Genomic DNA, 13238 nt, shown 5'->3' with positions numbered 1-13238 from the left:
AATTGTGAGAATATTTCATTGATTCAGAATTAAAAAGAATGTATTCTTTATATATACATAATTTGGGGGAGTTATATGTCGATGGAAGAGATATTTGAGGTATTTGAACATGTGCATCAAAATCCAGAGCTCAGCCTGGAAGAGTTTAAGACGACAGAGTATATATTTGACTATTTGAAGACACGCGGTTTTAATCCAGTAAAGTTTAAAAATGTGACTGGATTATATTGTGATGTCGGTGATTTTAGTGCGGACAGTCTAAAGATTGGTGTGCGCGCGGACATCGATGCGTTGTGGCAAGAAGTGAATGGTGTAGAGCAAGCGAACCACTCTTGCGGGCACGACTCACATATTGCGATGGTCATCGGCGCGATGTTAAAAGTTAAAGATGAAGTGCTGGATCAAAAAGGGGTGCGCTTCGTATTCCAACCTGCTGAAGAGCTTGGAGTAGGTGCACAAAAAGTTATTGAAGAAGGCGTCATTGACGAACTGGATTACATGTTTGGAATTCATTTGCGTCCAATTGAGGAAGCACGTGACGGGTTTGCGGCACCGAGTATTGAACACGGGGCATCTGGAAGTGTGACGTTTAAGATTGTTGGACACGACGCTCACGGCGCGCGTCCACACTTGAATCATAACGTAATTGAGATTGGTTCAGACTTACTCGGGATGTTGTCATCGATCCACGTGAATCCGATGGTGCCTTCAAGTATCAAGATGACGAAATTCCATGCAGGTGGACAGTCTATCAATATCATTCCTGGATCAGCAGAAGTTGGGATCGATGTGAGAGCACAAACGAACGAAGTTATGACTGAAATTCAAGAGCGTATCAAAGAGATTTTAGAAAGTATCAGTGATCTGTATGATGTAAAAATCGAGAATCTTGATATGCACGCGATGGTGGCGAGCGAAAGTAACGACGATGCGATTGATATTTTAAGAAGTGCGATCATTGACACAATCGGTGAAGATAAGCTGCTTGATCCAATTGTGACAAGCGGTGGAGACGATTTCCATTTCTACACAGTACAAAAGCCAGAACTAAAAGGTGCGATGATCGGACTTGGATGTGACTTAACACCAGGACTTCACCATCCATACATGAAATTTAACCACGACAGCATGCCAGTCGGCAGTGCTATCATTTACCAAGCAATAATGAACGCGAAGTAGGGCCAAGCCCTGCTTCTTTTTTGTTTTTAGCTTGAAAATATCGATTTACGTTAAATCAAGTAGGGGAATGTCATGCTGAATTAACGTAAACAGAATTGATTCCGTTTCTTTATCTGAAGATAAAAACCCGCTCAACAAGAGCGGGCCTTATCACCACTATTTACCAACCACGTTCTGACATTCTTTCAGATTCGTCTAATGTTCTTACGTCGATACCTTTCATTGCTGCACCGAGGTCTTCTGATAGTTCTGCAATTAATGCGTAATCTGTATAGTTTTCTGTTGCTTGCACGATTGCGCGCGCAAATTTTTCGGGGTTCTCTGATTTAAAGATTCCTGATCCTACAAACACGCCGTCTGCACCAAGCTCCATCATCAGTGCTGCATCAGCTGGAGTCGCGACGCCACCTGCTGCGAAGTTTAATACCGGAAGTCTGCCATATTCTTTAATTGCGAGTAACACATCAACTGGCGCGCCGATATTTTTCGCTTCAGTCATGAGTTCATCTTCACTCATAGATAAAATCCTGTTCACATCGCGATTCACTTGTCTCATGTGTCGCACGGCTTCTACAATATTTCCTGTCCCTGGTTCACCTTTCGTTCTGAGCATCGTCGTGCCTTCACCTAAACGTCGTGCCGCCTCTCCAAGATTTCGACACCCACACACAAAAGGTGTCTGGAAATCAAACTTATTTAAGTGGAACGCCTCATCTGCTGGTGTTAATACTTCAGACTCGTCAATATAATCCACTCCGAGTGCTTCTAAAACACGAGCTTCTGAGATGTGTCCGATACGTCCTTTCGCCATCACTGGAATCGACACAGCCGCTTGAACTTCTTTAATGATCGACGGATTCGCCATTCTTGCAACGCCTCCCATTTTGCGGATGTCGCTTGGCACTGCCTCTAACGCCATGACCGCAACGGCGCCAGCACGTTCAGCAATCTTCGCTTCTTCGGCGTTTACGACATCCATGATGACGCCGCCTTTTAATTTTTTACTTAGTTCTGTAGATAGATGTTCATATTTTTTCATGAAATATGCTCCTTTTCGGTTGATTACTTTAACTATAATCTTTAAACTGATACTCAACAAAGTTCAAAATCAAACTATTTCAGAGGGTCAGATTGGAGATAAACATATGCGTCCACTTTACGTTCAACTTTACGAAGAGTTCAGAGATAAAATTATTCAGGGAGAGTACAAGACAGGGTCACGTTTGCCATCAAAACGAAATTTAAGTGCAGATTTAAACTTGAGTGGCACAACTATAGAAAACGCCTATGAGATGTTGCTCGACGAAGGTTATATTTACTCGAAGCCACGTTCAGGTTACTTTGTATCACAAATAGAGCAACTTCCAATTACTAGAAAAAATGAACCAACGCTCATTGAAAAAGAAATGAAAACTTATACATACGAATTTAAAACCGCTCAAGTAGACCTGACACACTTTCCATTCGCTCAGTTTAGGCAACTGTCTAGAAAAGCATTTGAAGATGAAAACACGCATCTCTTTATGAGTGGAGACAAGGAAGGCTACTGGCCGCTCAGACAAAGAATTGCGCAATATGTGTTCAACAGTCGCGGAGTGAAGTGCACACCGAATCAGGTGATCGTGGGTTCATCCACTGAACAGCTTAGCGAATTGTTAACAGAAATTTTAAAGACGAGCCGATTTCTAATTGAAAACCCGTCCTATCCTCCAATTAGAAATGTACTTGAAAAAAAGTCAATCGAATATCAAAACGTCCCTGTAATCGAAAATGGAATCGATATGGATATCGTTGAACAAAGTGACTATGAAATCGTGTATGTAACCCCGTCACATCAGTTCCCGACGGGTGAAGTGATGTCGATTGATAATCGTACACGCCTCATCAAGTGGGCGAATAAACGTGGCGACCGCTACATCGTCGAAGATGATTACGACTCTGAGTTTCGATATTTTAAGAAACCATTACCTGCCTTACAAAGTTTAGATACGAAAAATAAAGTCATCTATGTTTCAACGTTCTCTAAATCACTTTTCCCAGCAGTCAGAATTGCGTACATGGTGTTACCTGTGCACTTAATTCAAACGTTTCAAACTTTGAAATACAAGGAGAGTTCAACAGTACCATTACACATGCAGTGGATTGTGAGCGAGTTTTTATCGTCTGGGAAGTTTGATAGACATTTAAATAAAATGAGAAAAGTATATGAAAAAAAGATTACGTATATTTTAGAGCGGCTAAAAAAATATCCAGAAATCTCTGTGCAAGGTGAGAAAACAGGGATGCACTTTGTTCTCACAGTGCGTGACGGAGATCTAGAAACGATATTAGATCGTGCTGAAGCGGCATCTCTCTATATCGAGCCGTTTAAAACATACGATGAATACACGAAATCTGCTAAATTTGTGATTGGATTTGGTGGCGTTAGGGAAAAAGACTTAGAAGCACATATGGATATTCTAATTCATGTATTACTTGGATTTTGACGTGACATCCTGTGGATGTTTGTTAAAATTAAAGTAATCATTTACCCAAAAAGGGAGGTCGACTATGTTCTTTTTTCACAGAGATTACTTTAGAAATGCGCGTGGACAACACTTAAAAGTGTTTTTCTATGGACTACTTATGATGTTACTCGCATTTATTCTCATGACAGTTCTTACAGGTGTCGTATTTGGCGGCGGAATGGGCATGATATTTGGAGATTATATCGCTTTAGGTATTATGACATTTATTTTTGGGGGACTTGCCTTACTGGCGTTCTCAATTCTCGTCTTGATGCCGCTACAATATAGTATTTACGCTTATTATATGTACGGCTATAACGGTACGGATTTTAGTTTTAAGGATGGACTGATTTTATTTAGAAAAGGCAATTTCTGGAAATCAGTCGGCATCATTTTACTTCTGATGATTATGGCTATGGTAATTTCAAGTGTCGTTTCTGGTGTGGTATACGGACTCGTATTTGTGGTTGCATCACTCTTCGGAGTCGGTAGTGCACTTATTGACCCTGAAGGAATAGAAGCACTCTCGATTGGTGCATCAATTGTTTTAATCATTCTTCAATTTGTATTAGCAATGTTTCAGATCGCATTTTCGATACTTTTACAACTTGCGATTACAATGATCATGCTAAATCATATTGATCAGCCACAAACAACGCTTGGTAGCAAGCTCGCGAAAGGATTGACAATCGCATTCCAATCATTTAAAGACTTACTGAAATTATTATTTAGTAACTTTATCTTGATGATAATTCCAGTCATTTTAATTTTTGCAGCGATTATTATCATGGTGATTGCAGGACTCACGCTAAGCACTTCAGACACGATGCCTGTAGGTATTGCGGTTGGAATGATCATACTCACGATTGGAATTATGATTATGTATATCTTTATCGGTTACTACATGATCGGTTCGTTTATTTCGTATTACTTCAACGGTCGTGATCGTTACGAAAGAAAACATGAAGCACCTTCACAAGATGATTATAGAGAAGATGGCACTCAGCATATTACTATGAGTTAAACTGAATTCATGCTACTATTTAATATAGGTTAAGACTGAATTAAGGAGCATTAGCATGAATAGTTTAAGAATGCTTTTTGTATCCATGTTAACACTCTCAATTTTAGTGGCATGTTCTCAAGATGATACAAAAGATACAGTTAAAGAAGACGAAACACAGACTACAAATAAAGTCGAAGAGTCAAATGAAACAGAAGACACTGCAGAAAAAGACACGGAGTCTGAAGAATCGATCGACGAAGACAAAGAACTTACTGCAATCAAAGATAAAGGTGAGTCAGTCGAATCTTATCATGCGGTCATTGATATGAACGCGAATCTAGATAATAGTGAAGAAGAATCGCTCAATTTGGATGTGAACTATATCAATGGTGAAAATCCAGCGTTTGAATTACAAACATTTGGTGAGTTACGCATGGTTTCAGTAGACGGACAAACATATTTTAATAACAGTGAAGAGTGGGTAGATATTTCAGATTCTGTGGAACTGAACGCACTTTTCCATGTGACGTATGATCAGGCTGTGCAATATTTCAGTGATATTTATAATGAATTAGAGCGCGTTGAAGAAGGCGGCGAAGTGAAATATGTGTACGAAGGTGATGATGGATTTGTGTACAACCGTCTCGAGCAATATTTACAAGTGAATTTCGGTACGGTGAATACGACAGACCATCAAACAAAAATTGAATTTACAGTTGACGATAAAGAAAAACTCATTAAAGATGTTCTGTTTTCATCTGAAATCAATGACCAAGAAGGTGGCATTGATTTCGATGGTGAGATTCATTACGACGCGTTTGACAAAATTGAACCAATCGCATTACCTGAAATGTAATTCACATATTCTCCAAAACACACGTGTTTTGGAGAATTTTTTTGTCTTATAATAGAATTAAGAGATATTTGTGGAGGCGGGACATGGTGAAAGAGAACGAATTTTTATAGAACTCGCTTCAATTACTGAACACAACACTATGTTTTTTATTTTTCATACAAAAGCACCCCTTAAGTTGGTGATTAAGTCCAACTTAAGGGGTGCGCAACATTTTATAAAACGCGTGTTTTTATCTTATTGAAACTGGTCTACTGGTTTTAAATAGAGTTCTATGAATGTGCGGTCTTGTTCTAAAAATGGAGGGAGCGCGAGTTTCTCGCCCAATGTTTCTAGGTTCTCGTCACTAGTGAATCCTGGGCCATTTGTTGAAATTTCTACCGTGATATTGTTTGGTGACTGAACGTAGAGTGCTTTGAAATAATATCGGTCGACGATTCCAGAGTTTGCGTAACGCTCTTTCTTAACGAGTTCGAGCATCTCGTTTAGCGCTGCGTCGTCTTCTACTTGAAGTGCAAAGTGATGCACACTGCCGTACCCTTGTTTTTCTACGAAAGTCTGGCGAAGTTCTTTGACGTAAATATTGTCATTGCCGAACGCTACAATGTCCGTCTTGCCGTTACTTTTACCCCCAAGTAATCCCATGAATTCAACAAAGGGTTGTGCATATTGTACTGTAACTTCGACGCCGTGCAGACTCGTGATACGATAGGCTTCGTCGATTTCGCCGTCATTGCCAAATGGCTCAACCGTTTCTTCAACTGGATCTACAATCAGCATCATGCGTTGTTCTTCATCATCAAAGAATTCAATGGCATTTTTTCCGTAATATTCTATGATGTCACCGTGCTCAACTTTGTGTTCATCGAATCGATCTATCCAATAATTTAATGCCTCATTCGTCTTCACGCGGAATATCGTTTTCGTAATCGCGTTTGTGCCAGCAGTGTATTGATCTGTACCTTTTATTTCAAAGAACGTCATGTCCGTCCCAGGCGATCCTTTATAGTCCGCATAAAATAGGTGATACATGCTTGTATCATCTTGATTGACTGTCTTTTTCACGAGTCGTAACCCTAAAATTTTCGTCATAAAATAATAATTATGTTGAATATTTCTCGTAATTGCAGAAACGTGATGTATGCCTTTTGCGAGCATATTTACCACTCCTTTTAATAAAATAAGTATAGCACCAAATTCTTAGATTGTTGATTTATCTACTCAAGTTAAAAACATACTCAACCGAAACTAATTATCATATACTATTAGAAAGAGTGGAGTGATAATTTTGAAACGTATCTTTATAAAAGGAAATGAAAAAAGTGATATTACGCTTATCCTCCTGCATGGTACAGGTGGACGCGAAACAGACTTACTTCACGTTGCAGCAACTGTCGATCAGAATGCGAATGTGCTTGCATATCGTGGAGAGGTTTTAGAAGGAGAGCAGACAAGATTCTTTGAACGTTTAAATTTAAGAACGTTCGATGAAGACAGTCTCAAAAATGAAAGTGAAAAACTCTTCAACCAGATTGTGGCAGACAGTCAGGAATTTGGATTTGATCTGACGCGTACCGTTTTAATCGGTTATTCAAATGGTGCCAATATCGCAGCACACATGCTTTTAAATCATAAAACGAAATTTTTAGGTGCGATGCTCATGCATCCAGGATATTTCAGTGAGCAAGTGAGTGACGTAGACTTAAGTCATTTGAACGTACTCTTGACAGCCGGTGCACGCGACGCGATGACAACAGCCGGCGAAGCATACAAATTAAAACAGTTGCTAGAAGCACGTAGCGCGAAAGCAGAAGTTAAACTCACAGACGGCAGCCACGAAATCGATCCGATGGAACCGATGGAAGGCCACGTGTGGCTGTTAGGAGTTAAATAATGTAAACACATTGTTGAATTAGCTTCAGAAAGGCTGTTTTTATATCTTAATTTTAAAGATAAACACAGTATCCCTCCCTTAAATTATTGGAAATAACAATTAGGGGTAGGATAAAAACAGTATCCTACCGCTAAGTCACTGGAAGTAATAAATAGCGTAAGGATACTCTCTGTATCCGGAAGCTAACGTGTTATAAAGTCTTGTTAGAGGAGGGATTCAGTGAGTATCCTGACTCTGATCTGAAAAAGTTAATGAATAAGGTAACAATCCAAAAAGTATCTTCCTGATAATCATTAAAAATGTTTGTTTTGTGGCAGGATTGACAGTCATTCACAAATATATTCAGATAAAAACAATCTCTAAAGCAAATCGTCTGGAAAGTGGAATTAGCTGTAATATGAAGAGATGTGCTATACAGCTAAAGTGCTGGAAAGTTGAATTAGCTATAGTTAAAAGTGATTGCTATATAGCTAAACAGATAAAAACTGAAATTAGCTATAGTCAAAAAAGTTTACCCTATAGCTAATGTAAGAAATGAAGTGATTAGCAATAGTCAAAAGTGATTGCTATATAGCTAAACAGATAAAAACTGAAATTAGCTATAGTCAAAGAAATTTACCTTATAGCTAATGTAAGAAATGAAGTGATTAGCAATAGGGTAGCTGGAGGGTTGTTGCGCTATTGCTAAGTAGGCTGTGATTAGCGCAACGATGTGAGGAGTATCTTCGCGCTACCAACTGCCAAACTCGATTTAGCGCAACGATGTGAGGAGTATCTTCGCGCTACCGCCAGCGAAACTCCAATTAGCGCAACGATGTGGGGCGTATCTTCGCGCTACCCTCATACAAACTCCATTTAGCGCAACGATGTGTGGAGTATCTTCGCGCTACCGCCAACCAAACTCGATTTAGCGCAACGATGTGGGGAGTATCTTCGCGCTACCGTCAGTGAAACTCCAATTAGCGCAACGATGTGAGGAGTATCTTCGCGCTACTGAATTGGAATTCAAGATTATCTCAAGAATATTACGGACCTTTCAGCGCTAATCCGATAAAAACCAAGTTTACCTCAATAAGGTTGCGCGCCTTCTAACGTTATGCCAGCATTTCCAGACATTACCGCAAAAAGCTTAATACAAACAAAAAAAGGCAGTCCCGTCTCTCAAGGGATTGCCTGTTTTTATCTTAAAACGGAGTGTTCTTAACGTGTTTCATGTTGAATAGAATGAGTAATGCACAGATCATAAAGACGACGGCGAGTATTACGACGCCTGGCCAGTGCATGTGACTATAGAATATCCCACCGACGGTTCCGCCGAGCGATGTGCCTGTGTAATAAAAGAGCAAGTACAGACTTGTCGCTTGCGCGCGGTGGTCTCTCGCACGGTGTCCGACCATCGAACTCGCCATCGAATGCCCTCCAAAGAATCCAAATATCGTGAGTCCGAGTCCAATGACTTTAACCGTGACACTTGGCACAAGTGTAATCAGCGCGCCTCCAATAAATAGCAAGAGGTTATACTCGAGCGAGTTAAATATTCCAAATTGGTTTGAAACACGCCCAATCGTCATTGATGAAATGATGCCTAAAAGAAATAAGAGATACAAGAAACTCACATACTGCGCCTTGATACCGTAATTATTGATGAGTTCGAAACTGATGTAGTTAAAGAGCGCAATATTACCGCCCATCAGCAATAATCCAAGCATAAATGGCTGCAATAAAGCGCGGTTCATCAAGTGATCTTTGTACGCACCTAGCAACTCTCGCACATTCAATTCCACCTTAACAAAGTGTCTCGATGGTGGTAGCATGACAACAAACAGAACAGTCGCGATCACACTCAAAATTGAAATTGCCAAAAGTCCATTTTCAAGGCCGTATAAAGACGAAACATAGTTCGTAAAAATACGTCCAAACGCGCCACCAAACGCATTCCCCGAAATGTAGATTCCAATTGCCGAGGCCTGAGAAACCGGCGACACCTCTTCACTAATGAACGCCATCGCAATCGCTGGTAGTCCCGCAAGACACACACCTTGCACAAGTCTCAAGAATACGAGTACGTCAAAATTATGTACAAACGGCATCACAAGTGCAAACAGCGACACCGAGATAACTGAAAAGATCATGATTTTTCTGCGTCCAATGACTTCTGATAACGCACCGTATACAAGCATGGCGAGTGCTAATGCCACAGTCGAAGAAGATAAAACCAGGCTCGCCCGCGTCTCAGAAATACCATAAATATCTACGAAGTACGGCATGAGTGGCTGAACAGAGTAGAGGACAGAAAAAATCGTAAATCCTGCTAAGAAAAATGCGATATTAAGTTTTGTATACTCTTTTGTCCCCTTAATAATGTAGGTGTCTTCATGGTCCATAGTCTCTCTCCAGTTCTAATTTAAATAATGGTCTTCTAAATATTTCGCAAGCCCATCATCATCACACGAAAACTGTGTCACATCATCCGCAATTTGTTTTAATTCATCCGTCGCGTTTTTCATCGCTGTTTTTTTCCCAGCGCGTAAAAACATCGGAGTATCATTCATGCTGTCACCAAACACATGTAGATTCTCAAACGAAACACCTAAGTGACCGAGAAGTGTTTCGAGGCCCGTGCCTTTATCGACACCGCTGACCATTGTTTCTGAATTATGCGGAGCCGTCTGGTATAGCGCATATTTCGCATCGTTGTTTTCATCTAACACATTATAAAAGTTTGCGATTTTTTCACCATTCATGCTAAAGAAATAAAATTTAATCGTTTGAGACATATCCACATAGTCGACCCATTGTTCTTTACTTTTCAGCGTGCGTTCAATTCCAATGAGTTCATAACCGTACGCATTTTCACCGGGCGGACTTAAGAGATCTTCCATAATATATTCGCGATCTGATTCAAATGTATACGGACCATCCGTCACCGTGTTAATTTCATAATACATTTTATGCTCACGTGCTAATTCCAAGATAAAATTCGCAGTCTCTTCGTCAAACACATGGCTCTCTAATACTTCATCCGGTGTCTGTACGCGAACCCCACTCGCTGCAACGTAGCCATCGACTTTTAATGTATCAGGAATCTTCGTACTGAGCGACTTCATTGAGCGTCCAGTAGCGATGATAATTTTAAATCCTCTGTCACTTAACGTGTTTAAAACATCATTTAAGTGAGATGAAAACACGCCTCCATGAGTAAGTGCAGTCCCATCTAAATCAATCGCAATTGCGTTCATAAAAAGAATCTCTCCATTTCAATAATATTCAGAATATTTATGATACAATATTAATATTATTTTAACACAAGGAGAGAGATTTTTTGAAAGATGTATACAAGCGTGCCTTTTCCGATGGCACGACTATTGGTCTCGGGTATCTACCAGTAGCGGTCGCGTTCGGAATTACTGCAAAGCCAATCCTTGATTTGTTAGCGACTAGCCTGATGAGTGCCATGAATTATGGTGGAGCAGGACAATTTTTAACATTACAAATGTTAAATGATAGTAGTTACATCGCAATCATCATTGCTATTTTCATCTTAAACTCACGTATGTTTGTCATGAGTTTTAAAATCAACTATGATTTGCGTCATTTAAATATCGTGAAACGATTTATGATATCTTTATTTGTGACAGATGAATCGTTCGCACTCACAAGTCGATATGGTCCAGAACGTAAAACATTCGCAGATTACCTTATTACTGTTTTTGTATCATATCTATTTTGGGTAGTATTCACTATAGTGGGATATCTCACTGGAGAAATTATGAGTGAGCGCTTGGTTATTGCAAGTGGAATTGCGTTATATGCTTTGTTCATTGCACTTCTCATGCCATCACTTGGTTCAAATGTAAGAAACATCATTGTGGCAGGACTCGGTATGACGTTACACTTTTTCTTAATTGAGGTTGGGATTGCTCCTGGAATTGCGATTGTAATCGCAATGTTAACAGCATCATCTGTCGGTCTCTTGTTAGAGCTACGTGAAAGAAAAAGGGGGCCAGTGTCATGAGTGTGCTTGTCTTAATCTTAATATTGACTGTGGTCAACGTCTCGATTAGAGTAGTACCTACGTTTTTCGTTGGGAAACTCGAGCTACCTGAAAATTTTGTTGCTTTTTTAAATTACATACCGATTGCGGCTCTTGGTGTTTTAGTCTTTCCAGGAATTTTAACTGCGGTTGAAACACCGACTCAAGGACTCTTAGCTGGTGTATTCGCAGCAGCGCTTGGAATACTAAGGGTACCGTTATTTTTCATCGTCGTATTATCTGTCGCGTTTGTTTATGTGCTAATGCTACTGCCTTAAAGCTCAATTACGTGTACCATATTTACTCTCATGATAATATATGGATAATAGCTTTTTGAGGTGAATAAAATGGATTTTGAAATTAGAAATTCTGTTGTTAGCGACGCAGAGCAATTGATCGATCATAAATTGATTGTAACGAGAGAAAATCCCGATACGCTCGCGACTTTGATTGAGAACCATTATATTTCAATCAATGAACAAGAAGAGGCAATCACAGAAGTGGGGCCAAACGATTATAAGCGAGTCGCAGTTGTAGACGGAAAAATCGTTGGAATTATTAATATGAAACAAGATTTAAGAAAAAAGTTTGAACACATTGCGCAGTTTGGTATTAGTGTTCAACAAGATTATGCAGGGATGGGTATCGGGTCAAGCCTAGTTAAAGGCGCGATTGAATTTGCTGAAGAAAACCCACTCATCGAAAAAATTATGCTCACTGTATTTTCTAATAACCCAGGCGCAATCAGACTCTACGAACGCTTTGGTTTTAAAGAAGAAGCGAGACTAACCAATCAAGTGAAACTCAAGGAAGGCTATACGGATTTGATCTACATGACGCTTTGGGTAAACAAATAAGTTTTATACGCATTAAAAACACGCACTTAGAATTTTGACGCGTACCCCTTAAGCCAAAATTAAGGGGTGCACGGCATTTCGTGCGTGTTTTTATCTTTATAAACCGTAATTGTTTTGTCATGAATTTTGAGATAAAAACATGAGTTTTCATGATATATTTAATGTATCAAAATGAATAGGTGAACGTTTATGAAAAACTGGCAAGTTATTGTATATGCGTTTGTAGGCGCACTGTTTACTGGTGGTATCATTTTCTCGATTACGAGCACGGTGACGAATGATTCTCCATTAAGTCTTGTGATCATCATCGGTATTATGATTATCATGTTTCTGCTCTTTATATTCTTATTATTATCGTACAGAAGTAACCGTCCATCCGTTGAAGAAATGAGAGACAAAGAGTGAGCGAGTTTTAATTTCTTTATGTATACTATAGTAAATTAAGGAGGAATCATCATGTCAATTAGCGTAAAAACGAAATGGCAGGGTAACATTAAGTTTGAGTCTGAAGGACAAAACACAGGCTTTAAAGTAAATATGGATGCGAATAAAGAAGCAGGTGGCGATGCGAGTGCTTCTTCACCGATGGAGATGTTACTCCATGGTGTTGCAGGTTGTATGGGTATCGATATTTGTGTAATCATGCGTCACAATATGGATGAAGTGAAAAATCTGGAACTTGAAGTTGTCGGAACTAGAAACGACGAAGCGCCAAAATTCTACACAGATGTTGTAGTAAGAGTGCACGTAGAAGGTAACGTTCCTGCGAAAACTGTGAAGCGTGCAGTAGAATTATCACATGATAAATATTGCTCAGCAATCAACTCATTAAAAGCAAAAACACGCGTAGAAACTTATTTAAATGGAAGTAGAGTAGACTGAGGGAATCCTCAGTCTATTTTTTAAGGA

The 13238-nt window shown here is 39.6% G+C and carries 14 protein-coding genes; 10 read left to right on the top strand and 4 right to left on the bottom strand.

Translation table 11 applies throughout. The annotated features are described in order from the left end of the window. The first annotated feature begins 81 nt into the window (after nt 1–81). Nucleotides 82–1179, top strand: a complete 1098-nt coding sequence (locus IEU51_RS07010) for an amidohydrolase (protein ID WP_308808179.1) — start codon at nt 82–84, stop codon at nt 1177–1179. 160 nt (nt 1180–1339) lie between these two features. Here the strand turns inward: IEU51_RS07010 and pdxS are convergent, their stop codons facing one another. Beyond that, nucleotides 1340–2218 (bottom strand): pyridoxal 5'-phosphate synthase lyase subunit PdxS, encoded by an 879-nt coding sequence (gene pdxS / locus IEU51_RS07005; RefSeq protein ID WP_186084736.1) that lies wholly within the window; start codon nt 2216–2218, stop codon nt 1340–1342. Nucleotides 2219–2324: 106 nt separating this feature from the next. Between pdxS and pdxR the strand changes: the two genes are divergently transcribed. The 3 genes from pdxR (at nt 2325) to IEU51_RS06990 (ending at nt 5548) form a co-directional block, all read left to right on the top strand. After that, complete coding sequence (pdxR, locus tag IEU51_RS07000) at nt 2325–3665, top strand: MocR-like pyridoxine biosynthesis transcription factor PdxR (protein ID WP_186084734.1); 1341 nt, start codon at nt 2325–2327, stop codon at nt 3663–3665. Between the two features lie 64 nt (nt 3666–3729). After that, entirely contained in the window at nt 3730–4710 is a 981-nt protein-coding gene (locus IEU51_RS06995; RefSeq protein WP_186084731.1) for a hypothetical protein, read from the top strand. Between the two features lie 55 nt (nt 4711–4765). Next, nucleotides 4766–5548 (top strand): hypothetical protein, encoded by a 783-nt coding sequence (locus tag IEU51_RS06990; RefSeq protein WP_186084728.1) that lies wholly within the window; start codon nt 4766–4768, stop codon nt 5546–5548. Between the two features lie 234 nt (nt 5549–5782). Here IEU51_RS06990 and IEU51_RS06985 read toward each other — a convergent pair whose 3' ends face one another. Beyond that, nucleotides 5783–6703, bottom strand: a complete 921-nt coding sequence (locus IEU51_RS06985) for a VOC family protein (protein ID WP_188349293.1) — start codon at nt 6701–6703, stop codon at nt 5783–5785. 130 nt (nt 6704–6833) lie between these two features. On the opposite strand from IEU51_RS06985, the gene IEU51_RS06980 reads away from it, so the two are divergent. Next, nucleotides 6834–7439, top strand: coding sequence for an alpha/beta hydrolase (locus tag IEU51_RS06980; RefSeq protein ID WP_186084723.1), 606 nt, complete (start codon nt 6834–6836; stop codon nt 7437–7439). Nucleotides 7440–8623: 1184 nt separating this feature from the next. On the opposite strand, the gene IEU51_RS06975 is transcribed toward IEU51_RS06980, so the two are convergent. Further along, complete coding sequence (locus IEU51_RS06975) at nt 8624–9823, bottom strand: MFS transporter (RefSeq protein WP_186084720.1); 1200 nt, start codon at nt 9821–9823, stop codon at nt 8624–8626. 15 nt (nt 9824–9838) lie between these two features. Continuing rightward, nucleotides 9839–10678 (bottom strand): Cof-type HAD-IIB family hydrolase, encoded by an 840-nt coding sequence (locus IEU51_RS06970; RefSeq protein WP_186084717.1) that lies wholly within the window; start codon nt 10676–10678, stop codon nt 9839–9841. A gap of 83 nt (nt 10679–10761) precedes the next feature. On the opposite strand from IEU51_RS06970, the gene IEU51_RS06965 reads away from it, so the two are divergent. The 5 genes from IEU51_RS06965 (at nt 10762) to IEU51_RS06945 (ending at nt 13211) form a co-directional block, all read left to right on the top strand. Next, a complete protein-coding gene (locus IEU51_RS06965; protein WP_186084714.1) occupies nt 10762–11454 on the top strand; it encodes an AzlC family ABC transporter permease in 693 nt (230 codons plus the stop codon). Further along, nucleotides 11451–11750, top strand: coding sequence for an AzlD domain-containing protein (locus IEU51_RS06960; protein WP_186084712.1), 300 nt, complete (start codon nt 11451–11453; stop codon nt 11748–11750). The genes IEU51_RS06965 and IEU51_RS06960 overlap by 4 nt, the downstream gene beginning before the upstream one ends. A 69-nt stretch (nt 11751–11819) precedes the next feature. Then, on the top strand, nt 11820–12329 hold the full coding sequence (locus tag IEU51_RS06955) for a GNAT family N-acetyltransferase (protein WP_186084710.1): 510 nt from the start codon (nt 11820–11822) through the stop codon (nt 12327–12329). 189 nt (nt 12330–12518) lie between these two features. Further along, complete coding sequence (locus tag IEU51_RS06950) at nt 12519–12734, top strand: hypothetical protein (RefSeq protein WP_186084708.1); 216 nt, start codon at nt 12519–12521, stop codon at nt 12732–12734. Nucleotides 12735–12785: 51 nt separating this feature from the next. Further along, nucleotides 12786–13211 carry an OsmC family protein gene (locus IEU51_RS06945; protein ID WP_229713908.1) on the top strand — a complete coding sequence of 142 codons (426 nt, stop codon included), beginning with the start codon at nt 12786–12788 and terminating at the stop codon, nt 13209–13211. The last annotated feature ends 27 nt before the right edge of the window (nt 13212–13238 follow it).

This window comes from Phocicoccus schoeneichii (assembly GCF_014635565.1).
Classification (GTDB): domain Bacteria; phylum Bacillota; class Bacilli; order Staphylococcales; family Salinicoccaceae; genus Phocicoccus; species Phocicoccus schoeneichii.
Note: the sequence above shows the minus strand (reverse complement) of the source record. Positions and strands in the feature narration are given on the sequence as shown.

What these genes read in the sequence shown, in the direction of transcription:
- IEU51_RS06995 (WP_186084731.1), top strand. Translation starts at nt 3,730, where the DNA reads ATGTTCTTTTTTCACAGAGATTACTTTAGAAATGCGCGTGGACAACAC.
- IEU51_RS06970 (WP_186084717.1), bottom strand. Translation starts at nt 10,678, where the DNA reads ATGAACGCAATTGCGATTGATTTAGATGGGACTGCACTTACTCATGGA.
- IEU51_RS06985 (WP_188349293.1), bottom strand. Translation starts at nt 6,703, where the DNA reads ATGCTCGCAAAAGGCATACATCACGTTTCTGCAATTACGAGAAATATT.
- pdxS (WP_186084736.1), bottom strand. Translation starts at nt 2,218, where the DNA reads ATGAAAAAATATGAACATCTATCTACAGAACTAAGTAAAAAATTAAAA.
- pdxR (WP_186084734.1), top strand. Translation starts at nt 2,325, where the DNA reads ATGCGTCCACTTTACGTTCAACTTTACGAAGAGTTCAGAGATAAAATT.
- IEU51_RS06945 (WP_229713908.1), top strand. Translation starts at nt 12,786, where the DNA reads ATGTCAATTAGCGTAAAAACGAAATGGCAGGGTAACATTAAGTTTGAG.
- IEU51_RS06950 (WP_186084708.1), top strand. Translation starts at nt 12,519, where the DNA reads ATGAAAAACTGGCAAGTTATTGTATATGCGTTTGTAGGCGCACTGTTT.
- IEU51_RS06960 (WP_186084712.1), top strand. Translation starts at nt 11,451, where the DNA reads ATGAGTGTGCTTGTCTTAATCTTAATATTGACTGTGGTCAACGTCTCG.
- IEU51_RS07010 (WP_308808179.1), top strand. Translation starts at nt 82, where the DNA reads ATGGAAGAGATATTTGAGGTATTTGAACATGTGCATCAAAATCCAGAG.
- IEU51_RS06990 (WP_186084728.1), top strand. Translation starts at nt 4,766, where the DNA reads ATGAATAGTTTAAGAATGCTTTTTGTATCCATGTTAACACTCTCAATT.
- IEU51_RS06975 (WP_186084720.1), bottom strand. Translation starts at nt 9,823, where the DNA reads ATGGACCATGAAGACACCTACATTATTAAGGGGACAAAAGAGTATACA.
- IEU51_RS06955 (WP_186084710.1), top strand. Translation starts at nt 11,820, where the DNA reads ATGGATTTTGAAATTAGAAATTCTGTTGTTAGCGACGCAGAGCAATTG.